General features: G+C 71.3%; 17 protein-coding genes, 1 rRNA gene and 1 pseudogene. 15 read left to right on the top strand and 4 right to left on the bottom strand.

The features are described 5' to 3' along the window. Positions 1-13: 13 nt before the first annotated feature. Positions 14-1,525, top strand: a complete 1,512-nt coding sequence (locus tag ACIA77_RS21130; RefSeq protein ID WP_395887616.1) for a leucyl aminopeptidase — start codon at positions 14-16, stop codon at positions 1,523-1,525. A gap of 71 nt (positions 1,526-1,596) precedes the next feature. Further along, entirely contained in the window at positions 1,597-2,571 is a 975-nt protein-coding gene (locus tag ACIA77_RS21125; protein WP_395887614.1) for an SMI1/KNR4 family protein, read from the top strand. Here the strand turns inward: ACIA77_RS21125 and ACIA77_RS21120 are convergent. Next, positions 2,568-2,912 (bottom strand): oxidoreductase, encoded by a 345-nt coding sequence (locus ACIA77_RS21120; RefSeq protein WP_395887613.1) that lies wholly within the window; start codon positions 2,910-2,912, stop codon positions 2,568-2,570. The genes ACIA77_RS21125 and ACIA77_RS21120 overlap by 4 nt on opposite strands. A 181-nt stretch (positions 2,913-3,093) precedes the next feature. On the opposite strand from ACIA77_RS21120, the gene lpdA reads away from it, so the two are divergent. The 7 genes from lpdA (at position 3,094) to lipB (ending at position 10,294) form a co-directional block, all read left to right on the top strand. Continuing rightward, positions 3,094-4,467 (top strand): dihydrolipoyl dehydrogenase, encoded by a 1,374-nt coding sequence (gene lpdA, locus ACIA77_RS21115; protein WP_395887612.1) that lies wholly within the window; start codon positions 3,094-3,096, stop codon positions 4,465-4,467. A 57-nt stretch (positions 4,468-4,524) separates the two neighbouring features. Further along, positions 4,525-6,327 (top strand): 2-oxoglutarate dehydrogenase, E2 component, dihydrolipoamide succinyltransferase, encoded by a 1,803-nt coding sequence (gene sucB / locus ACIA77_RS21110; RefSeq protein ID WP_395887611.1) that lies wholly within the window; start codon positions 4,525-4,527, stop codon positions 6,325-6,327. A 113-nt stretch (positions 6,328-6,440) separates the two neighbouring features. Next, complete coding sequence (locus ACIA77_RS21105; protein ID WP_395887610.1) at positions 6,441-7,538, top strand: serine hydrolase; 1,098 nt, start codon at positions 6,441-6,443, stop codon at positions 7,536-7,538. Between the two features lie 4 nt (positions 7,539-7,542). Continuing rightward, positions 7,543-8,028: an ArsR/SmtB family transcription factor gene (locus tag ACIA77_RS21100; protein ID WP_395887609.1), complete on the top strand. Its 486-nt coding sequence runs from the start codon at positions 7,543-7,545 to the stop codon at positions 8,026-8,028. A gap of 15 nt (positions 8,029-8,043) precedes the next feature. Beyond that, on the top strand, positions 8,044-8,928 hold the full coding sequence (locus tag ACIA77_RS21095; protein WP_395887608.1) for a TIGR01777 family oxidoreductase: 885 nt from the start codon (positions 8,044-8,046) through the stop codon (positions 8,926-8,928). Continuing rightward, positions 8,925-9,554 (top strand): phosphatase PAP2 family protein, encoded by a 630-nt coding sequence (locus ACIA77_RS21090; RefSeq protein ID WP_395887607.1) that lies wholly within the window; start codon positions 8,925-8,927, stop codon positions 9,552-9,554. The genes ACIA77_RS21095 and ACIA77_RS21090 overlap by 4 nt, the downstream gene beginning before the upstream one ends. After that, positions 9,551-10,294 carry a lipoyl(octanoyl) transferase LipB gene (gene lipB / locus ACIA77_RS21085; RefSeq protein WP_395887606.1) on the top strand — a complete coding sequence of 248 codons (744 nt, stop codon included), beginning with the start codon at positions 9,551-9,553 and terminating at the stop codon, positions 10,292-10,294. The genes ACIA77_RS21090 and lipB overlap by 4 nt, the downstream gene beginning before the upstream one ends. 48 nt (positions 10,295-10,342) lie before the next feature. Here the strand turns inward: lipB and ACIA77_RS21080 are convergent, their stop codons facing one another. Together ACIA77_RS21080 and ACIA77_RS21075 are read right to left on the bottom strand one after the other, a co-directional pair. After that, complete coding sequence (locus ACIA77_RS21080) at positions 10,343-11,275, bottom strand: LLM class F420-dependent oxidoreductase (RefSeq protein WP_395887605.1); 933 nt, start codon at positions 11,273-11,275, stop codon at positions 10,343-10,345. 25 nt (positions 11,276-11,300) lie between these two features. Beyond that, positions 11,301-11,921, bottom strand: coding sequence for a TetR/AcrR family transcriptional regulator (locus tag ACIA77_RS21075; RefSeq protein ID WP_395887604.1), 621 nt, complete (start codon positions 11,919-11,921; stop codon positions 11,301-11,303). Between the two features lie 131 nt (positions 11,922-12,052). On the opposite strand from ACIA77_RS21075, the gene ACIA77_RS21070 reads away from it, so the two are divergent. The 6 genes and pseudogenes from ACIA77_RS21070 to ACIA77_RS21045 all read left to right on the top strand — a co-directional run bounded on the left by ACIA77_RS21070 (position 12,053) and on the right by ACIA77_RS21045 (position 17,633). Next, a complete protein-coding gene (locus ACIA77_RS21070; protein WP_395887603.1) occupies positions 12,053-12,589 on the top strand; it encodes a hypothetical protein in 537 nt (178 codons plus the stop codon). A gap of 20 nt (positions 12,590-12,609) precedes the next feature. After that, positions 12,610-13,560 carry an oxidoreductase gene (locus tag ACIA77_RS21065; protein WP_395887602.1) on the top strand — a complete coding sequence of 317 codons (951 nt, stop codon included), beginning with the start codon at positions 12,610-12,612 and terminating at the stop codon, positions 13,558-13,560. A 37-nt stretch (positions 13,561-13,597) separates the two neighbouring features. Beyond that, positions 13,598-14,599, top strand: coding sequence for a lipoyl synthase (gene lipA / locus ACIA77_RS21060; protein ID WP_395887601.1), 1,002 nt, complete (start codon positions 13,598-13,600; stop codon positions 14,597-14,599). Between the two features lie 139 nt (positions 14,600-14,738). Further along, positions 14,739-15,397: pseudogene (locus tag ACIA77_RS21055) on the top strand (DedA family protein). A gap of 52 nt (positions 15,398-15,449) precedes the next feature. Further along, the gene (locus ACIA77_RS21050) at positions 15,450-16,319 is read left to right on the top strand and encodes a patatin-like phospholipase family protein (protein WP_395887600.1); all 870 of its coding nucleotides are present in this window, start codon (positions 15,450-15,452) and stop codon (positions 16,317-16,319) included. Between the two features lie 108 nt (positions 16,320-16,427). Further along, entirely contained in the window at positions 16,428-17,633 is a 1,206-nt protein-coding gene (locus ACIA77_RS21045; protein ID WP_395887599.1) for an Ig-like domain-containing protein, read from the top strand. Positions 17,634-20,056: 2,423 nt separating this feature from the next. Here ACIA77_RS21045 and rrf read toward each other — a convergent pair. After that, positions 20,057-20,150, bottom strand: a 5S ribosomal RNA gene (gene rrf, locus ACIA77_RS21040); the annotation flags it as partial.

The following is a 20,150-nucleotide window of genomic DNA, read 5'->3' as shown; positions in this document are numbered from 1 at the left end:
CGAGGAGCCAGAAGTGACCGTGCCGAAGCTTGCCCTCACCGAGAACACCGAGGCGGCGCTCGCCAAAACCCGCGCCGACGTGGTCGTGATCGGCACCCTCCAGGGCGAGGACGGCCCGCTGCTCGCCGCGGGTGCCGCGGTCGCCGACGCCGCCTTCGACGGCAAGCTCGCCGAGGTCCTCGCCACGCTCGGCGCCACCGGCAAGGCCGAACAGGTCGTGAAGCTCCCGACGCTGGGCAAGCTGCCCGCGGGCGTCGTGCTGGCCGTGGGCCTGGGCAAGGCCGAGGACGGCAACGGCGGCACCGTCACCGCCGAGCAGGTCCGCCGCGCCGCCGGTGCGGCCGCCCGCGCGCTGGCCGGCACCGAGCGCGCGTTCGTCACGCTGTCGGCGCTCGACCTGCACGCGGCCGTCGAGGGCACCGCGCTCGGCGCGTACACCTTCACCGAGTACCGCTCCGCGAAGGGCGACGCCCCGCTGGCCAAGGCCGACTTCGTCAGCCCGGAGGACGGCACCGCGCGCGAGCACAAGGCGACGCTGAAGGCCGCCACCGCCATCGCCGAGTCGGTGATCATCACCCGCGACCTCATCAACACCCCGCCGAACGACCTGTTCCCGGCTTCGTTCGCCGACCGCGCGAAGAAGCTGGCCGAGGACAACGGCCTCGACTTCGAGGTCCTCGACGAGAAGCAGCTCAAGCGCAAGGGCTTCGGCGGCATCCTCGGTGTCGGCGGGGGCTCCGTCCGGCCGCCACGGCTGCTGCGCGTGGGCTGGAAGCCGGCGAAGGCGAGCAAGAAGGTCGCGCTGGTCGGCAAGGGCATCACGTTCGACTCGGGCGGCATCTCGATCAAGCCCGCCGCGGGCATGGACCACATGACCTCGGACATGTCCGGTGCGGCCGCGGTGCTCGCGTCGGTGGTGCTGGCCGCGAAGCTCAAGTACCCGCTCGAGGTCACCGCGCACATCCCGCTCGCGGAGAACCTGCCCTCGGGCAGCTCCTACCGCCCGGGCGACGTGCTGACCATGTACGGCGGCAAGACCGTCGAGGTCCTCAACACCGACGCCGAGGGCCGCTTGGTGCTGGTCGACGCGATGGTGCGCGCGGCCGAGGAGAACCCCGACTACCTCATCGAGACCGCCACGCTCACCGGCGCGCAGGTCGTGGCGCTGGGCAACCGCACTGCGGGGGTCATGGGCTCCGACGAGTTCCGCGACCGCGTCGCCGCGATCATGCAGGCCACCGGCGAGGGCGGCTGGGCGATGCCGCTGCCCGAGGAACTGCGCGCCGACCTGGATTCGCGCCTGGCCGACATCGCGAACGTCACCGGCCACCGCTGGGGCGGCATGCTCGCGGCCGGCCTGTTCCTGAAGGAGTTCGTGGCCGACGGCCTGCCGTGGGCCCACATCGACGTGGCGGGCCCGGCGTTCAACACCGGCTCCCCCTGGGGCTACACGGGCAAGGGCGGCACCGGCGTGCCGGTCCGGACCATCGCGGCCGTCCTGGCGGACATCGCCGACCGCGGCTGAGCTTCCCCGTCCGGGTCGAGGCCCCTCACCGCGCGCGGTGAGGGGCCTCTTCTTGTGGCACCCTCGGTGCCGTGGACCGTGACGCGTACCTCGAAACCGCGATCCACGACGTCCTCACCGGCGACGAGCCCACGCTCGACCACCGCGTCGGGTACGCCGCACTGCTGCTCGCCACGGCGGGCGCGGCCGAGGCCGCGGACCGGCTCGCGACGCAGTGGCACGCGGTGACGGAGCGGCCGGCGACGCGGCTCGCCGACGACGCCGTGCGGACCCGGGCGTGGGCGATGCTGTTCGAGGCTCGGGGCAACCGTCCACAGTGGGCGGACGCGCTGCCCCCGCTGGACCTCGACGCGGAAGAGCAGGCGCACCAAGCGTTCCTGACCCGGAAAGTGTCCGATCTGGACGGTGTGTTCGACGGATCACCGGTCGCCGGAGTGGTCGGTGCGCTCACCCCGGGCCGGCCCGACCGCGTGCGCGCCGCGCTGGCCGAAGGCGACCTCGCGCAGTGGACGGACCGCACGGCGGAGCAGCAGCAGCCCGACGTCGCCGCCCTCGGCGCCACGCGGAACCTGGCGCGCCGGCTCGTCCACGGAGCCGATCCGCTCGGGCTCGGTGCCGAATGGCCGCACCTCTGCGCGGGCGCCCTCGTCGCCGCGTTGCGCGAGCGCTACCCGTCGACGGCGGACAGCTGGCCGGACCTCGTCGCCGCGATCGTCCGGGAACGCGGTCAGGTGGCGCCGCCGGCCGCGGCCGAGGCGGACATCCGCGCGGCCGAAACCCGGCTGGGCACCGCGCTGCCCGAGGACTACCGCGAGTTCCTCCGCACGGCTGACGGCCTGCCCGCCGACGTCGTCTTCCCGCGGTTGCTCCGCGCGGGAGAACTCCGGGCCGACGGGACCGTCGTCATCGTCTCGGACCCGGCGCTCGTCCTGCTCACCGAGACGGGGCACGCCGTGGAGGTCGACCTGACCTTCGGCAGCACCGCGCACGGGTCGTTCCGCGCGCTGCTCGAACGCCACCTCGGCCTGCTCGAGGCCAGCCGCTAGGCCTGGCCGCGCTTCTTGCGCTCGGTGTACTCGCGCATGCGCCTCGGGTAACCGACCCGCGACACCTCGTACACCGGGATCGAGTGCTTCTGCCCGAAGTGCAGCGCCGCGGGCAGGCTGCCGATGCGCCGGCGGGTCCACTCGCCGTCGTGGGCGATGAGCACCACAGTGGTTTCCGTCACCGTGGTGCGGGGCTCCACGTACGCCTCGACCCCACGCCTCGTCGAGGCCCATTCCTCCAGGTGACGCGTGTCTTCCGAAGTGGCCCGACGCATGGTCCCCGGGCGCCTGCCGCCGCGGCCGCGCCGGCGCAGCGAGTCGAAGATCCCCACTCCGACCACCTCTCTTCTTGCAGGAGTACGGCTTCCATTATTCCCATGGCCAGGTGTGGTCGGTGTCGCACGGCCGGGTTGGTCGAGCGATTCGCCGTAGTGACAAGATGGCTGGTGTCGCGCGCGCGGTTATACCGGCCCGGCGCGACGACGGAGCTTCACCCCCTACCGCTGCCGAGGAGTTATTGAAGTGAGCGACACCTCCGCCGACCTTGTGATCCTGGGAGGCGGATCGGGCGGCTACGCCGCGGCTTTCCGCGCGGCCGAGCTGGGCCTTTCCGTCACGTTGATCGAGAAGGACAAGCTGGGCGGGACCTGCCTGCACCGCGGGTGCATCCCGACCAAGGCCCTGCTCCACGCCGCCGAGGTCGCCGACGAGACTCGTGAATCGGAGTCGGTCGGGGTCAAGGCCGTGTTCGAAGGCATCGACATCGCCGGGGTCAACAAGTACAAGGACGGCGTCGTCGCCCGCCTGTACAAGGGCCTCCAGGGCCTGGCCAAGGCCCACAAGGTCAACCTGGTGGAGGGCACCGGCACGTTCGTCGGCGGCACCACCGTCGAGGTCGACGGCACGCGCTACACCGGCAAGAACGTCATCCTCGCCACCGGTTCGTACTCGCGGACGCTGCCCGGTCTCGAGCTCGGCGGCCGCGTCATCGCCAGCGAGCAGGCGCTCGCGCTCGACTGGGTGCCGAAGAAGGTCGTGGTCCTCGGCGGCGGCGTGATCGGCGTGGAGTTCGCGAGCGTCTGGGCCTCCTTCGGCGTCGACGTCACCGTGGTCGAGGCCCTGCCGCGCCTGGTGCCCGCCGAGGACGAGTACGCCTCCAAGCAGCTCGAGCGCGCGTTCCGCCGTCGCAAGATCGCCTTCAAGACCGGCGTGAAGTTCACCGGCGCGAAGCAGGACGACAACGGCGTGAGCGTTTCGCTGGAGTCCGGCGAGACCATCGACGCGGACCTCCTGCTGGTCGCCGTCGGCCGCGGGCCGAACTCGGCCGGCCACGGCTACGAGGAAGCCGGCGTCAAGATCGACCGCGGCTTCGTCCTCACCGACGAGCGCCTGCGCACCAACCTGCCGAACGTCTACGCCGTCGGCGACATCGTCCCGGGCCTGCAGCTCGCGCACCGCGGTTTCCAGCAGGGCATCTTCGTCGCCGAGGAGATCGCGGGCCTCAACCCGCGCGTGATCGACGAGAAGGGCATCCCGCGCGTCACCTACTCGCACCCCGAGGTCGCCTCGGTCGGGCTCACCGAGTCGCAGGCCAAGGAGAAGTACGGCAACGACGTCACCACCTACACCTACGACCTCGGCGGCAACGGCAAGAGCCAGATCCTCAAGACCTCCGGTGGCGTGAAGCTGGTCAAGGCGCCCGACGGCCCGGTCGTCGGCGTGCACATGGTGGGTGACCGCGTCGGCGAGCTGATCGGCGAAGCCCAGCTGGTCTACAACTGGGAGGCCTTCCCGGAGGACGTCGCCCCGCTGATCCACGCCCACCCCACCCAGACCGAGGCCCTCGGTGAAGCGTTCCTCGCCCTCGCGGGGAAGCCGCTGCACGTGCACAGCTGACGTCTCACCAGCAGAATCCAACTCACGACTTACAGATATCAAGGGAGTCAGCGAACGATGGCCTACTCCGTCACGTTGCCGGAGCTCGGTGAGAGCGTCACCGAAGGCACCGTCACCCGGTGGTTGAAGCAGGAAGGCGACACCGTCGAGGTCGACGAGCCGTTGCTCGAGATCTCCACCGACAAGGTCGACACCGAGGTGCCGTCCCCGGTCGCCGGCACGCTGGTGAAGATCAGCGCCGGTGAGGACGAGACCGTCGAGGTCGGCGGCGAGCTCGCCGTGATCGACGACGGCACCGGCGGGGTCCCCGCCGCCGAGCCGGCCGCCGCGCCCGCGCAGGAAGCCGCTCCGGAGCCGCAGGCGGCCCCCGAGCCCGAGCCGGCGCCCGCCGCCCAGGTCGAGGCCGAGGCCCCGTCGCGGCCGGACACCGCGCCCGCGGCCGGTGGCCAGGGCACCGAGGTCAAGCTGCCCGAGCTGGGCGAGAGCGTGACCGAGGGCACCGTCACCCGCTGGCTCAAGCAGGTCGGCGACTCGGTTGACGTCGACGAGCCGCTGCTCGAGATCTCCACCGACAAGGTCGACACCGAGGTCCCGTCGCCGGTCGCCGGCACGGTGCTCGAGATCCGCGCCGGTGAGGACGAGACCGTCGAGGTCGGCGGTGTGCTCGCGGTGATCGGCGACGCCGGTGCCGCGCCCGCCCCGGCTGCCGCTCCCGCGCCGGCCCCGGCTCCGGCCGCTCCGGCGCCCGCTGCTCCGGCTCCGGCTCCCGTTCAGGAGAGCAAGCCGGCTCCCGCGCCCGCCCCGGCGGCGCCGGCGCCCGCTGCCCCGGCCCCCGCTGCTCCGGCTCCGGCTGCCGCGGCTCCGGCTGCCAAGGCCGCGGACAACGGCTCGGCGGCCGACGGCCCGTACGTCACCCCGCTGGTGCGCAAGCTCGCCTCCGAGCACGACATCGACCTGGCGTCGCTGACCGGCAGCGGGGTCGGTGGCCGCATCCGCAAGCAGGACGTGCTCGCGGCGGCCGAGGCGAAGCAGAAGCAGGCCGCTCCGGCGCCCGCCCCGGCCGCGCCCGCCGCCCAGGCTCCGGCCGCCGCCGCCCCGGCGGCGCCGCGCGCCGCCGTCTCGCCGGACGTCGCCGCCCTGCGCGGCACCGTCCAGAAGGCGAGCCGGATCCGCCAGATCACGGCCACCAAGACCCGTGAGTCGCTGCAGGTCTCCGCGCAGCTGACCCAGGTGCACGAGGTCGACGTGACCAAGATCGCCAAGCTGCGCCAGCGCGCGAAGGCGGCGTTCAAGGAGCGCGAGGGCGTGAACCTCACGTTCCTGCCGTTCTTCGCCAAGGCGACGGTCGAGGCGCTCAAGCAGCACCCGAACGTCAACGCGTCCTACAACGAGGACACGAAGGAGATCACCTACCACGGCGCCGTGCACCTGGGCATCGCGGTGGACACCGAGCGCGGCCTGCTCTCGGTCGTGATCCACGACGCGGGTGAGCTGAGCCTCGCCGGTCTCGCGCACCGCATCGCCGACCTGGCGGCGCGGGCCCGGGCCAACCAGATCAAGCCGGACGAGCTGACCGGCGGCACCTTCACCATCACGAACATCGGCAGCAACGGCGCCCTGTTCGACACGCCGATCATCGTGCAGCCGCAGTCCGGCATGCTCGGGACCGGCGCCGTGGTGAAGCGCCCGGTCGTGGTGACCGACACCGAGGGCAGCGACACGATCGCCGTCCGCTCGATGGTGTACCTGCCGCTGACCTACGACCACCGCCTGGTCGACGGCGCCGACGCCGGCCGCTTCCTGACGACGATCAAGCAGCGCCTGGAAGAGGGCAAGTTCGAGGACGAGCTGGGTCTCTGACCTCGCCGGACGCCTCCGCGAAGGCCCCGTACGCCCTCAGGGTGTGCGGGGCCTTCGCCGTACCAGTCTCACTGTAATTCCGGAATTACGGAATCTCGGAGTACAGTGGACCCGTGCTGACCCGACGCAGACTCCTGACCGGCGCGGCCGCCGCGAGCGCCGCCGCCCTGCTCGTACCCGCCACCGCCCGCGCCGAGACGCCGCCGGACATCACCACCACCGCCAGCTGGCTGCAGTGGCTGACCGCCCACCGCGACGCGGTTTCGGCGGTTTTCGACGACGGCGCCGGGCACCGCCTGGCCCACCAGCCGCACACCGCGCGTCCCCTGGCGTCGGCGATCAAGGTTATCCACGCCGCCGCCTACTCCGACGCCGTCACCGCCGGCCGCCTCGACCCGGACGAGCCCGTGCGCGTCGGCGACTGGGACGCCCGCTACCCGTACGGCGGCGACGGCGGCTCGCACGTGCAGTCGTACACGCTGCTCGGGATTCCCCACGACGCGTCCGGCATCGCGACCGATCCCGGCCGGACCGTGCCGCTGCACCGGCTGGCCGAGCTGATGATCGTGGTCAGCGACGGCGCCGCCGCGGACTACCTGCGGGCCCGTCTCGGCGACGCCGCGTTGCGGGGCGCGGCGGCGCGCGCCGGGTGGTTCGACCCCGACCTGCGGATGTTCAGCGGCGAGACCCTCCTGCTCCTGTTCCCCGAGTTCTGCCCGCCGTCCGGCGTTCCCGCGGCAACGCGCCGCGCGGCCGGCGACCGGCTGTCCGACCGGTTCGCGCGCGACAAAGCTTTCCGCGCCCAGGTGATCCCCCGCGTCACGGCCCGACCGCCCACAATGGACGAACAATTCGCCTGGGCCGCCGGCACCGGCCGCGGCAGCGCCGCACAACTGGCCGCCCTGCACCACGAAATCGCCACCGCACAAGGGAAATCCGCCGACCTCACGCGGCACATCCTCAGCGCCCAATACGCCGGGCACCAGCCGCCCGGCACGACCGCGATGCTGTACAAGGGTGGCAGCTACCCGGGGATCCTCACGCTCGCCGCGGACCTGCTGTGGCCGGACCGCCGACCCGGCACGGCCGTGCTCCTGATCGCGGACCCGTCCGTGGACCTCGCGAACGCCGCGACGTTGCTCGACCTCTGCGCCGGCAGCCTCACGACACCCGCCACGCTCGCGGAAGTGAGCCGCGCACTGGGACACTGAGTGCATGACCGAAGACCTCGCCGAACGCGTCGCGGCACTGGAACGGCGGGTCGCCGCGCTCGAAGGGCGGCCCGAGGAGTCCACTCCGGACGGTCCCGGCGGGGTCGTCGGCTACCAGGGCGAGCTCACCGACCCGAATCTCACCTGGCAGATCCGGCTCACCGCGCCCGCTGTCCTCGGCCTGCCCGACGGCCCGCGCGCCGAAGTGCTGGCCGCGCTGGCGAGCCCGGACCGGATCGCGCTCGTGCGCGTGCTCGCCCGTGACGGCGCGCAGACGGGCGCCGCGCTGCAGGAAAGCGCGGGCCTGGGGTCTCCCGGGCGGCTGTACCACCACCTGAAAACGCTGACCTCAGCCGGCCTCGTCGAGCAGGACCGGCGCGGCAGCTACCGGTTGCGGCCCACCGCCACGATCCCGGCGCTGGTGCTGCTGACCGCCGCCGCGGACATCGCGGGCGAGCTGCGACCGGGCGTGCGGTCCGCGGACGGATAGGACACGATCTCAAGCATGCGGGTACTCATCGCGGGCTCCGGCGGGCTCATCGGCACGGCGCTGGCCGCGCGGCTGCGTTCGGACGGCCACGACGTGCGCCGCCTGGTGCGGCGCGCCGCGCGGGCGGCCGACGAGCGCGGCTGGGACCCGCCGTCGGCGCGGATCGACGACGGCGCGTTCGAGGGCGTCGACGCGGTCGTGAACCTGTGCGGCGCGCCCCTGCTGCCGGGCCGGTGGAGCGCGATGCGCAAGCAGGTGCTGCTCGACAGCCGGGTCGAGCCCACCGAGGTCCTCGCCGAGGCCGTCGCCGACCACGGCGTCGGGGTGCTCGTGAACGCGTCCGCGGTCGGGTTCTACGGCAACACCGGTTCCGCGGTCGTCGACGAAACCGGCGGCACGGGCTCGGGGTTCCTGGCCGAGCTGTGCGCGGCGTGGGAAGGCGCGACGGCTCCGGCGACGGCCGCGGGCGCGCGCGTCGTGACGGTGCGGACCGGGCTCGTGCTCGCACCCAAGGGCGGGCTGCTCGACGTGCTGCGGCCGCTGTTCAAGTTCGCGCTCGGCGGCCGGCTCGGCAACGGCCACCAGTACATGCCCTGGATCGCGCTCGAAGACGAGGTGGGCGGGATCGTCCACGCGCTGGCGCACGAAACGCTGTCCGGCCCGGTCAACCTCACGGGTCCGGCGCCGGTCACCAACGCCGATTTCACGCGCGCGCTGGGCCACGCCGTGCACCGGCCCGCGCCGTGGTGGGTGCCGGGGATCGCGATGAAACTCGTGCTGGGCCAGGCCGCCGAGGAGATGGCCCTGTTCGGCCAGCGCGCCGTGCCCCGCCGGCTCGAGCACACCGGCTACGAATTCCGCCACCGGACACTGGAAAGCGCGCTCGCCGCCGCGACATGACCGTGCCGAGAGTCCGCTGGGTCGTCACGGGGGTGGTGCTGCTCGCCGCGTTCGTCGTACTGGGCCTGCTCGTCGACCGGCAGCCACTGCGGCTCGACGTCGAGGTCGCCGGCGCCCTGCGCGGCCAGGACACGCGGCCGGCCGGGCTGGTCGCGGGAGTGGTCACGAACGTCCTCGGGCCCGTGCTGCCGTGGGTGCTCGGGGTGGTGCTCGTCGCGTTGGCGCTGCGGGACCGCGCCCGGCTTTCGGTCTACGCGCGGCTCGCCGCGATCCTCGTGCTGTGCCGGGTGATGAGCGTGGCGTTCAAACCGGTGTTCCTGCGGCAACGGCCGCGCGTGTACCCCGAGCTGAGCTACCCGAGCGGGCACGTCGTTTCGGTCGCCGCGACCGGTTTGGTCGTGGTGCTGCTGTGCGGCTGGGTCGCGCGCCGGTTCGTGCGCCTCGCGACGATCGCCGCCGCCGCCGCGACGGTGCTCGCGGCCGCCTGCCGGATCGTGCTGGGTGTGCACTGGGTCACGGACACCGCCGGCGCCGTGCTCGCCGTGCTGGGGATGGGCCTGGTGTCGGCCACAGCACTTCGGCTTCTGCCCTTTCCGGAGGCCGACGGGCGTAGCCTCGACGGGTGAGTTCTTCGACGATTTCCTGCCGTGCCACGAGCGATCCCGTCGACGTCCGGGAGCTCGGCACCATCGAGTACACCGAGGCCTGGGACCTGCAGCGCGAGATCCTCACCGCGCGCGCCGACGAGACCGGGCCGGACACGCTGCTCCTGCTGGAGCACCCGTCGGTCTACACCGCCGGCAAGCGCACCGAGCCCGAGGACCGCCCGGCCGACGGCACCCCGGTGATCGACGTGGACCGCGGCGGCAAGATCACCTGGCACGGCCCGGGCCAGCTGGTGGGTTACCCCATCCTGAAGCTCGCCGATCCCATCGACGTCATGCACTACGTCCGGCGGCTCGAAGAGGCGCTGATCGTGGTGTGCGAGCGGCTCGGCGTGCGCACCGGCCGCGTCGAAGGCCGCAGCGGCGTGTGGATCCCGGCCGACGAGCGCGGCATCGAGCGCAAGATCGCCGCCATCGGCATCCGCGTTCAGCGCGGCGTCACGATGCACGGCTTCGAACTCAACTGCAACGCCGACCTCGGCGCCTTCGACAACATCGTCCCGTGCGGCATCCGCGACGCGGGCGTCACGTCGCTGTCCTACGAGCTCCAGCGCGACGTCGCGGTGTCCGAGGTCCTGCCGATGGCCCGCGACGCCGTGCTCGCCGCGCTGGCGGGCGAGCTGCCGGTGCGCGACGACCGCTGGCTGCCGCGTCCGGACGCGCCGTCCGCGCCGGGCGTCACCTTCGCCTTGCAGAGCTGACCCGTACCGGGTGGTGGGCGCCGCGAGCGAGCCCACCACCCGGGCGCGTCACAGCTGCGGAGCCACGTCCGAGGCGATGAACTCGAGGTGGTCGAGGTCGGCCAGGTCGAGGACCTGCAAGTAGAGCCGGGTGATCCCCGTCTTCTCCCGCCACTGCCCGATGCGGTCGACGACCTCGGCGGCGGTGCCGGCGAGGCCGTTTTCGCGCAGTTCGGCCAGGTCACGGCCGATCGCGGACGCGCGGCGCGCCACCTCGGCGTCGTCGCGGCCGATGGCGACGGTCAGGGTCACCGAGCGGAGGATCTCCTTCGGGTCGCGGCCCAGCGCTTCCGCCGCGGCGGTGACGCGCTCGAACTGCGCCAGCGTCGTGTCCTGGCCGGCGAACGGCAGGTTGAACTCGTCGGCGTAGCGCGCGGCCAGCTCGGGCGTGCGCTTCTTGCCGCCGCCACCGATGATCACCGGCGGCGCGGGCGACTGCGCGGGCTTCGGCAGCGCCGGCGAGTCGGTGAGCGTGTAGTGCTCCCCGGAGAACGAGAACGTCTCCCCCGCCGGCGTCTTCCACAGGCCGGTGATGATCTCCAGCTGCTCGGCGTACCGGTCGAACCGCTCCTTCAGCGGCGGCAGCGTCAAGCCGTACGCGGTGTGCTCGGCGTCGAACCAGCCCGCGCCGAGGCCGAACTCCACCCGCCCGCCCGACATCTGGTCGACCTGCGCCACGGAGATCGCGAGCGGGCCGGGGTGGCGGAACGTCGCCGCGGTGACGAGCGTGCCGAGCCGGATCCGCTTCGTCTCGCGAGCGAGGCCGCCGAGCGTGACCCAGGCGTCGGTGGGCCCGGGCAGCCCGTCGCCGGACCCCATCTTGAGGTAGTGGTCGCTGCGGAAGAACGCGTCGAAACCGGCGGCCTCGGTCGCCTGGGCGACGCGCAGGAGGTCGTCGTAGGTGGCGCCCTGCTGGGGCTCCGTGAAGATCCTCAAGTCCATGGCGCCAGCCTAGCCAGGGACTGGTTCAGCTCGCGGCCGGTCGCTCTCCCGCTTCGCCGGGCTGGCGCAGGCGCAGCAGCATCCGCACGATCACGTCCTCGATCTGCGCGCCGACCTGCTTCGGGTCGGTCGCGCTCGCGATCTCCGTGGCCGCCGACGACAGCGCGCCGAACAGCAGCCGGGCGGTGAGGTCGACCGGCACCGGCTCCACCTCGCCGGCGTCGACGAGCGCCTGCAGGCCCGAGCGCACGAGCCCGAAGCTGCACTGCTCCTCGGCCTCGCGCCAGCGCTCCCAGCCCATCACCACCGGCGCCTCGTGGATCGCGATCCGCTGGTACGCGGGGTCGAGACAGCTCTTGATGAACGCGTTGAGCGCGCCGAGCGCCCGCTCCCACGGCGTGCCGGGACCGGTCATGATCTTGTCGAGCCGGTCGTAGACCAGGCTCTCCACGGAGTCGAACGCAGCCTCGAAGAGCGCCTGCTTCCCGCTGAAGTGGTGGTAGAGCGCGCCTTTCGTCACGCGGGCACGTTTGGCCACCTCGTCGAGCGAGGTACCCGCGTAGCCGCGTTTCGTGAACAGCTCCACCGCGCTGTCGACCAGGGCGGATCGCGTGGACTCCGAGTAGTCGAGCCGTCTGGACCTCATTGTCGGCACCCTCACAACCTTACGCGGACGACGATCTCCATACCCATGGTATGTTCGCCGTGTCAGGTCCGTACCGGGAGTATGCCGCAGACCCGCGGTATGGCCCGGGTCACGGAAGGGGAGCCCACACCATGAGCTGGACCGACTTCTACCGACGCCGGGAGATCCTCGAAGCGGCCGTGCGCCACGCGAAGCGCACCCCCGGCGAGCCGCTCGACCTCGCCGAGATCCCCGGCGCCACCGACGCTTTCGGCTGCGAAGAGAGCCTGTTGCTGGCGCTGCAGCACAAGTGGACGCAGGTGCTCGGGGGGCACCTGCGCGCCGAACTGGCCGACCCCGAGGACGCGGCCGCCGACGGCGTCGGCGACCAGGTCGACGCCGTTTCGCGGGCGTGGCGACGCGCCCAGGCCGAGCACGAGGCGCTGCGCGCACTGCTCGACGCGGGTCTCGAACGCCATCCGGCGCTCGTCCCGCTGCACGAGGGCGAGCTGCGGATGCTCGCCATCACGGCCGGGCTCGCCGAGCCCGGTGAGCCGGCCGAGGAGCTCACGCGCGTCGGGTACGCGTTCGACTCGCTCGTCCGCGCGGGCGACCGGCGCGCCGAGCGCCCGGCCCGCCGCCGCAGCCCGATGGGGCACCTGATGCGCCTGCTCGCGCCCAGCGCGTGACGTGTAGTTAGGTGAACCCCGTGAACCGACGCTGGACCGAGGCCGACGTGGCCGACCAGACCGGCCGGACCGTCCTGGTCACCGGCGCCAACTCGGGGCTGGGCCTGCGCACGGCCGAAGTCCTCGCCGGCCGCGGCGCGCGGGTGCTGCTCGCGTGCCGCTCGGCCGAGCGCGGTGCCACGGCGCTGGCGCGCGTCAACGCGCTCGCGTCGGGACCGGCGCCCGAACTGGTGTCGCTGGACCTGGCCGATCTGTCTTCGGTGCGCAAGGCCGCCACGGCCGTGCGCGAGCTGACCGGCGACGCGCTCGACGTGCTCGTGAACAACGCCGGGGTGATGGCCACCGCGAAGGGCAAGACCGCCGACGGGTTCGACCTGCAGTTCGGCACCAACCACCTGGGCCACGCGGCGCTGACGTGGCTGCTGATGCCCGCGCTGCGCGGCGGGACGGCCGCGCGCGTGGTCACCGTGTCGAGCCTCGCCGCCGTCGGCGCGCGCATCCGGCTCGACGACCCGAACTTCGAGCACCGTTGGTACAACACGGCGGCCGCGTACGGGCAGTCGAAACTCGCGAACCAGGCTTTCGCGCTGGAGCTGGACCGGCGGCTGCGCGCGGCCGGGTCCCCGGTGCTCAGCGTCGCCGCGCACCCGGGCTACACGACGACCGGCCTCGAGACGAACACGGCGACTTCGTACCGCAACCCGGTCGTGCGCAGCCTGATCCTCGGCGGCGCACGGCTCGGCGACCTCCTGCTCGCGCAGGACGTCGCGCACGGCGCGCTGCCGCAGCTGTACGCGGCCACCGCGCCCGGCGTCGAAGGCGGCGACTACTACGGCCCGGACCGCCTGTTCAACGCCCGCGGCTACCCCACGAAGGTGCGCACGCTCGGCGCCGCCCGCAACCCCGTGACGGGGTCCGCATTGTGGGAACTGACGGCCGGGTTGACGAACGTCACGCCCGACCCGCAGTAGGCGAAACGCCCGGTGTGCCGGGCGTAGTGTGGTCGTCGTGACTGTTGCGCCGGAAGGGCGGAAACTGCTGCGGCTGGAAGTTCGCAACAGCGAGACGCCGATCGAGAAGAAGCCGTCGTGGATCAAGACACGGGTGCGGATGGGGCCGGAGTTCACCGAACTCAAGGGCCTGGTGCGCCGGGAAGGTCTGCACACCGTCTGTGAGGAAGCCGGCTGTCCCAACATCTACGAGTGCTGGGAAGACCGCGAAGCCACCTTCCTCATCGGTGGTGACCAGTGCACGCGGCGGTGTGACTTCTGCCAGATCGACACGGGCAAGCCTGCCGCTCTGGACCGGACCGAACCGCGGAAGGTCGCGGAGTCCGTGCAGGCGATGGGGTTGCGCTACTCGACTGTCACCGGTGTCGCGCGTGACGATCTCGAGGACGGCGGCGCGTGGCTGTACGCGGAGACCGTCCGGCAGATCCACGCCCTCAATCCCGGCACCGGTGTCGAGTTGCTGATCCCGGATTTCAACGCGGATCCGGCGCAGTTGGCGGAGGTGTTCGGTGCGCGGCCGGAGGTGTTGGCGCACAACGTGGAGACGGTGCCGCGGATTTTCAAGCGGATTCGTCCCGGGTTCCGCTACGTGCGGTCGCTGGAGGTGCTCACGCGGGCGCGTGAGGCGGGTCTGGTGACGAAGTCGAACCTGATCCTCGGCATGGGCGAGACGCCCGAGGAAGTCGAACCGGCGATGCGCGACTTGTACAACGCGGGGTGCGAGATCTTGACGATCACGCAGTACTTGCGGCCGTCGCCGCGGCATCACCCGGTGGATCGGTGGGTCAAGCCCGAGGAGTTCGTGGAGCACGCGAACGCCGCCGAAGCGCTCGGGTTCCCCGGGGTGATGGCGGGACCGCTCGTGCGGTCGTCGTACCGCGCCGGCCGGTTGTACGCCCAGACCAAGGCCCACCGCGGCGAAGACCTGCCGGAAAACCTGGCGCACCTCGCCGCTGCGGGGCCCGCCGCGCAGGAAGCGGCGTCGCTGCTCGCCCGCTGACCACAGTTTCCGACCGGAGGGCCCGCTCACCTCGAGCGGGCCCTCCGTCGTTTCCGCCCCCTACGGGGCTGCCCCTGGGAACTCCCCCATCTGCGGGCGATCACCGTCGCCGATTCCAAAGAGTCCGTAAAGTGACTTTGTGGCTTTGGTAACGGATCTCCTGAACTGGCTGCAAGGACTCCCGGAACCGGGCCTTGTCGCCGCGGCGGGCGGGCTTGTGTTCGCCGAGTGCACGATCGGACTGGGGTTCATCGCGCCCGGCGAGTCGGCGTTGCTGATCGCGGCGACGACGGCGACGACCACCCACGGTTCCTCACGCTGTGGGCCGTCGTGACGATGTGCGCGGCGCTCGGCGATTCCGTCGGCTACGCGCTCGGCCGGCGGTTCGGGCCGCGCCTGCGCGAGACGAAGCTGATCCGCAAGTACGGGCTGGACGCCTGGGACAAGGCGGCGGACGTCCTCGAACGACGGGGCGCGTGGGCGGTGTTCTTCGCCCGGTTCCTGCCCGTCCTGCGAACGTTGACGCCGGCCGCCGCGGGAACGTCGCGGTTGCCGTTCCGGAAGTTCCTGCCCGCGACGGCCGCAGGGGCGCTGTGCTGGTCGGCCGTGCACATCAGCCTCGGGGCGGCGCTGGGCGAGGCGGCGAAACAAGTGGAAGGCGCCCTCAGCACGGGATTCCTGGTCGTGGCGGCCGTCGTCGTCGGGGTGCTGGGTTTCTTCCTGGTGCGGCTGAAGAAGCGCAAGGCGCTCGCCCCCGTGGTCACGGAGGAACAGGAGCCCGTGCGCGCCACGGAGTGATCTCCCCGGCGTCAGCCGCCCGTGAGCGTTCCCGCGACCTACATTCGAGGGCATGACCCCACTCGATCTTCCCGGGCCCGTCGCGTTCGTGCTCGGGGGTGGCGGCAGTCTCGGCGCGTTGCAGGTCGGGATGCTGCGCGCGCTGGACGAAGCCGGTGTGGTGCCCGACCTCGTGGTGGGGACGTCGGTGGGTTCGCTCAACGCGGCCGTGCTCGCGCTGCCCGGCGGCGACCGGCTCGGGCGCCTGCGCGAGATCTGGAAGCACATGACGAAGCACGAAGCCTTCCCCGGCGGTGTCTTCAGCCAGGTCCGGACCCTTCGGCACAGCAAGACGAACCTCTTCCCGAACACGGGCCTGGCGAAGATCGTCGACGACCAGCTCGGCGAGGGCCGCCGGTTCGAGGACCTCGCGCTGCCGCTCGGGGTCGTCACCACCGACGTCGAGACGGCCGAGCCGGTGCTGATCCGGAGCGGGCCGGTGCGGGAGCCGTTGCTCGCCAGCTGCGCGATCCCGGGCATCTACCCGCCGGTGGAGCACGACGGGCGGCTGCTCTACGACGGCGGGCTGGTCGCGAACGTGCCGATGCGCCAGGCGCTCGCGATGGGAGCGAAGTCGCTCGTGGTGCTCGACTGCGCGTTTCCGGGCAAGATGCCCGGTCCGCCGCGCACGTTCGCCGAGGTGATGATGTTCACCGCGCTGATCAGCATGCGCAACCAGGCGGCGCTGGAGGCTCCGCTGGCGGCGCGGCGCGCGCCGGTGGTCTACTTGCCCGGCCCGGCGCCGGCCCGGGTGAGCCCGCTGGACTTCACGCGCACGGACCAGCTCGCGGAAGAGGCGTACGACGCGGCCCGCGATTACCTCAAGGAACTCGTGGTCGGCGGGCCCGGTCTTTACGGGGCACCGGGTCTCGTCGTCACGTGATCCACGCCACTGCGATGCACCGATCCGCTGCATGGGGCGTCTTCACGATCGCGTAGTTTTGGAATAGAAGAAGCCTGCCGGTCCGCGATACCCCGCAAAAGAGACAAAATGTTCCCGAAGAAGACTTTCCTTTCGGTTGCCGGAATTCTCGCGGCAACCTTGCTGGTGTCGGCCTGTTCGTCCGGTGGGGACACCGGGGGGTCCGCCTCGCCCGCCACCGCGGACGGTTCGAGCCAAGCCGCGGCGCCCGCCGCGGCGGTGTCCATCGATCCGGCCGACGGCAAGGACATCAGCCCGACCACACCCATCGTCGTCAAGGCCACCAACGGGAAGCTCACCGACGTCACGGTGACCAACTCGAAGGGCAAGACGGTCGCCGGCAAGCTCACGTCGGACGCCTCGTCCTGGACCACCACCGAGGAGCTCGGCTACAGCGGCACGTACAAGGTCGTGGCCCACGCCCAGGGCCTCGACGGCAAACCCGTCGAGAAGGACGGCCAGATCACCACGCTGACGCCGACGAAGCAGGCGAACGCGAACCTGATCCCCGCACCGTCGGCCGTGAGTTCGACCGGCGTCGGTGTGGGCCAGCCGATCGTGTTCAGCTTCGGTACCGCGGTGAAGAACAAGGCCGCCGTGGAGAAGGCCCTGTCGGTGGAATCGTCGCCGAAGCAGGAAGGCAGCTGGTACTGGATGGACGACAAGAACGTCCACTACCGGCCGAAGGAGTACTGGCAGCCGGGCACCACGCTGACCGTCACGGCGAAGATCTACGGCGTCGACTTCGGCAACGGCGTGTACGGCGCCGAGGACCGCACCGAGACGTACAAGGTGCACGACTCCTGGATCGCCAAGGCGGACGGCAACACCGAGCAGATGCAGATCTTCCACAACGGCTCGATGGTCAAGTCCATGCCGATCTCCATGGGCAAGGACGCGACGCCGACCCACCTGGGCCCGCACGTGATCTCGTTCAAGTCGGCGAACTACACGATGGACTCCTGCACCTACGGCGTGTGCCCGCCCGACCCGAAGGCCTACCGCTCCGACGAGAAGTTCTCCGAACGCATCTCGAACGACGGCGAGTTCGTCCACGAGAACCCGAACAGCGTCGGCCAGCAGGGCAGCTCCAACGTGTCCCACGGCTGCATCAACCTCAACGCCGCCAACGCCGAATGGTTCTTCCAGAACTTCGGCCTCGGCGACGTCGTGGAGGTCACCAACTCGGGCGGCCCGCAACTCCCGGTCTGGGACCTGTACGGCGACTGGTCCAAGTCCTGGACCGACTGGCAGAAGGGCTCCGCCCTCTCCTGACCCCTTGCCGGGACTTCGCACTGACAGGCCGCAAAGGCGCCGGAGCTCTTGCTCCGGCGCCTTTGTTGTTGTCTGGGGCTTTTCTGGGGTGGTGGTTTGCGGGTTGTTCCGTGGCGGGTGCAGGCGGCGGTCTACTCGGCCGCCAATGCCGGTGTCGGTTGCCGGCTTCGGTGGCGGCCGGGCCGGCTGGTCTAGTTGCAGGACTTCTCTGAGGCCCCTGTGGGCGTTGAGGGCTCTGCACGGTCCGCTGAGGGCCTTCTTGAGCGGTCTAAACCTCGTCGGCGGCCCCTCGGGCCTTCCTGCCCGATTGAACCTCTCCCAAGCCGGCTGGGGCACCAATCCGAGCCACGTCTCTGAGCAGTGCTGTATGTGGCAACTCCCAAGACGGACTCCGCCACCGACGACGCTGAGCAATTCTCGAGCCGCACGCAACGGACTGGCTCTATGACCGCCGGCCCGGAACCCGCGAACGTCTGCGATCCGAACAGTTCGCCGGCGGCCCAACCCGCTCTGGATCCCCCTGCCGCGCAACAGAAACAGCCCGGCAGCCCGCGAGACATCCCCCGGCCCTCCCGGCGGTTTCCAGCGTTCGTTGCGACACTGTTGGTGATGGCGGGCGTTGAGTAACTGTGTCATGCGTTCGGCTGGGCTGTCCCAGCCGAGGGTCATCCGAGGGCGGTCATTGAGTTCTGTCGCGACCGCGTCCAGGTGCTCGGCGGTGTGGGCGCGGCGAGATCGGTGCCTGTGGGGGAGTACTGCCGTGCGGCCCTGTGGTGTTCCCGTTGGATCCGTGTTGCCAAGGCGCGTACGGGCCCGGGTGAACTGGCCGTGCAGGGTGCATCTCACTGCCCTGGTCCCAAGTCAACCGACCGGCGCAGCTGATCAGGCAAGGTCGCGATCGTCGCGATCAGCGCCGCGCGGACCAGGGTCGGGGTGTAGCCGTGGGGCGGGTGCAGCAGCATCACATACCGGGGCGGGCCCGACCACCGGCGGCCAGTGCGTGAGCGGCACGCCGCTGACAGGTCCCATCCGGTTGCTGATTCCGGCGCAACTCCCGAGCGACCGTCGAGACCGCCCGACTCAGCTGCGGCCCCGATCGCCAGCAACCAGACCCCAGGCCGCCGCCCGGTCAGCGATCAGGATCCGGTCACTCGAACTCATAAGCCGCGATGAGACCACAGCCTCAACCACCCGCGCCGCAACCACACCAGCACCAGCCCTTCAGTATTTCGCGGTCCGGTAGTCGATCCCGACCCGCCGCGCCACTCCCCTGGCGCCTCAACCCGCCGCCCCCACCCCGGGCAACCCTCGACCACGCGGACCAGACCCTCGAGATCTGCTCCCCGACGCCCGATCACGTTCCGATCTGGACATCCACGCAGCTCCTGAACAAACTCAGGTGTTGCAACCACCCCTAGAAACCGCGGGCATCCCCGAGTCCATTCCATCGACCATCCCCGACAAAAACAGGTGGTCAGCGGCTGGGTGGGGTGGTTGTGCACAACCCGGTCGAGTGCGGATGAACTGCGCTGGTCAACGCCATGCCACCGCGGCCGGTGCCGGGCCACCGTGCGCGGAGCAGCCCGCGTCGGCGCGTGTCCGGACCGGCACTGCGGAAGTCGAAGCTGGTTGTCAACCACGGAGAGGTAGGTCGGAGGTGCCCAACCGGCGGTGCGGGAGCCGGAGCTGGCTAGAGGTAGGAACGGATCTGCCTTAGCGGCGGCGGACCGTTCGGGCCGGCACCAGGCGCCTCGCACAGCGAGGAAGAGACAGAGCGGCCTGCGAGTCGACGGTTGGCCGCAGCGCGGGGCGAGATCAGCGCAATCGAGGCAGTGTGGCCGGAGCGAGCAGCGACCTTCACGGGCCTGAGTGAGCTTCCCGGCAAGCAGCGGACGTCCGAGTGCCCGGGGCAAATCTCCCGGTGGGCGGTGGCTCCCCAGACGAGGCCGGTGGACAGCGGCAGTCTCCGGCTGCTGGTTGTCCACAACCCGATCAGGTGGGGATGAACCACACTGGCCGTGCTGGGGTGCCGTGTGCGGAGCAGCCCGCGTCGGCGCGTGTCCCGCGCCAGCAATGCGGGAGCCTGAGGCCGCTTGCTGGCCGGCACTGAACGTCCGAGTGCGCTGGCGCATCCTCCGGTGGGCAGTGGCGCCCTCAGACGGTCGGGTGGGCCGTGGCCATCCCTGGCTGGGGGCGGCGGGCGATGCCGCGGTCGAAGGAAGCGGTCGGCCACGGGGTGATGCAGAGTGGATCGCGAAGTCTCGGTCAGAAGGAACGGACGGCCGCGGGCTAACCGGGATGGATGGCGAGGTCTCAGTCCCCGGTGCTCTGGCCGGCCGCGAGGCGCGTAAAGGGGTGTGGATATGGAGAAAGGCCCCGGGAGAACCATGCGGTTCTCGACCGGGGCCTGTCTCTAACGTTGAGTTCGGCGGCGTCCTACTCTCCCACAACCCTTCGGTTGCAGTACCATCGGCGCTACCAGGCTTAGCTTCCGGGTTCGGAATGGGACCGGGCGTT

This window comes from Amycolatopsis sp. NPDC051903 (genome assembly GCF_044452505.1).
Taxonomy (GTDB): Bacteria; Actinomycetota; Actinomycetes; order Mycobacteriales; family Pseudonocardiaceae; genus Amycolatopsis.
This window is presented reverse-complemented; position numbering and strand designations above follow the sequence as displayed.

What these genes read in the sequence shown, in the direction of transcription:
- sucB (WP_395887611.1), top strand. Translation starts at nt 4,525, where the DNA reads ATGGCCTACTCCGTCACGTTGCCGGAGCTCGGTGAGAGCGTCACCGAA.
- ACIA77_RS21100 (WP_395887609.1), top strand. Translation starts at nt 7,543, where the DNA reads ATGACCGAAGACCTCGCCGAACGCGTCGCGGCACTGGAACGGCGGGTC.
- ACIA77_RS21095 (WP_395887608.1), top strand. Translation starts at nt 8,044, where the DNA reads ATGCGGGTACTCATCGCGGGCTCCGGCGGGCTCATCGGCACGGCGCTG.
- ACIA77_RS21090 (WP_395887607.1), top strand. Translation starts at nt 8,925, where the DNA reads ATGACCGTGCCGAGAGTCCGCTGGGTCGTCACGGGGGTGGTGCTGCTC.
- ACIA77_RS21080 (WP_395887605.1), bottom strand. Translation starts at nt 11,275, where the DNA reads ATGGACTTGAGGATCTTCACGGAGCCCCAGCAGGGCGCCACCTACGAC.
- ACIA77_RS21075 (WP_395887604.1), bottom strand. Translation starts at nt 11,921, where the DNA reads ATGAGGTCCAGACGGCTCGACTACTCGGAGTCCACGCGATCCGCCCTG.
- ACIA77_RS21070 (WP_395887603.1), top strand. Translation starts at nt 12,053, where the DNA reads ATGAGCTGGACCGACTTCTACCGACGCCGGGAGATCCTCGAAGCGGCC.
- ACIA77_RS21050 (WP_395887600.1), top strand. Translation starts at nt 15,450, where the DNA reads ATGACCCCACTCGATCTTCCCGGGCCCGTCGCGTTCGTGCTCGGGGGT.
- ACIA77_RS21045 (WP_395887599.1), top strand. Translation starts at nt 16,428, where the DNA reads ATGTTCCCGAAGAAGACTTTCCTTTCGGTTGCCGGAATTCTCGCGGCA.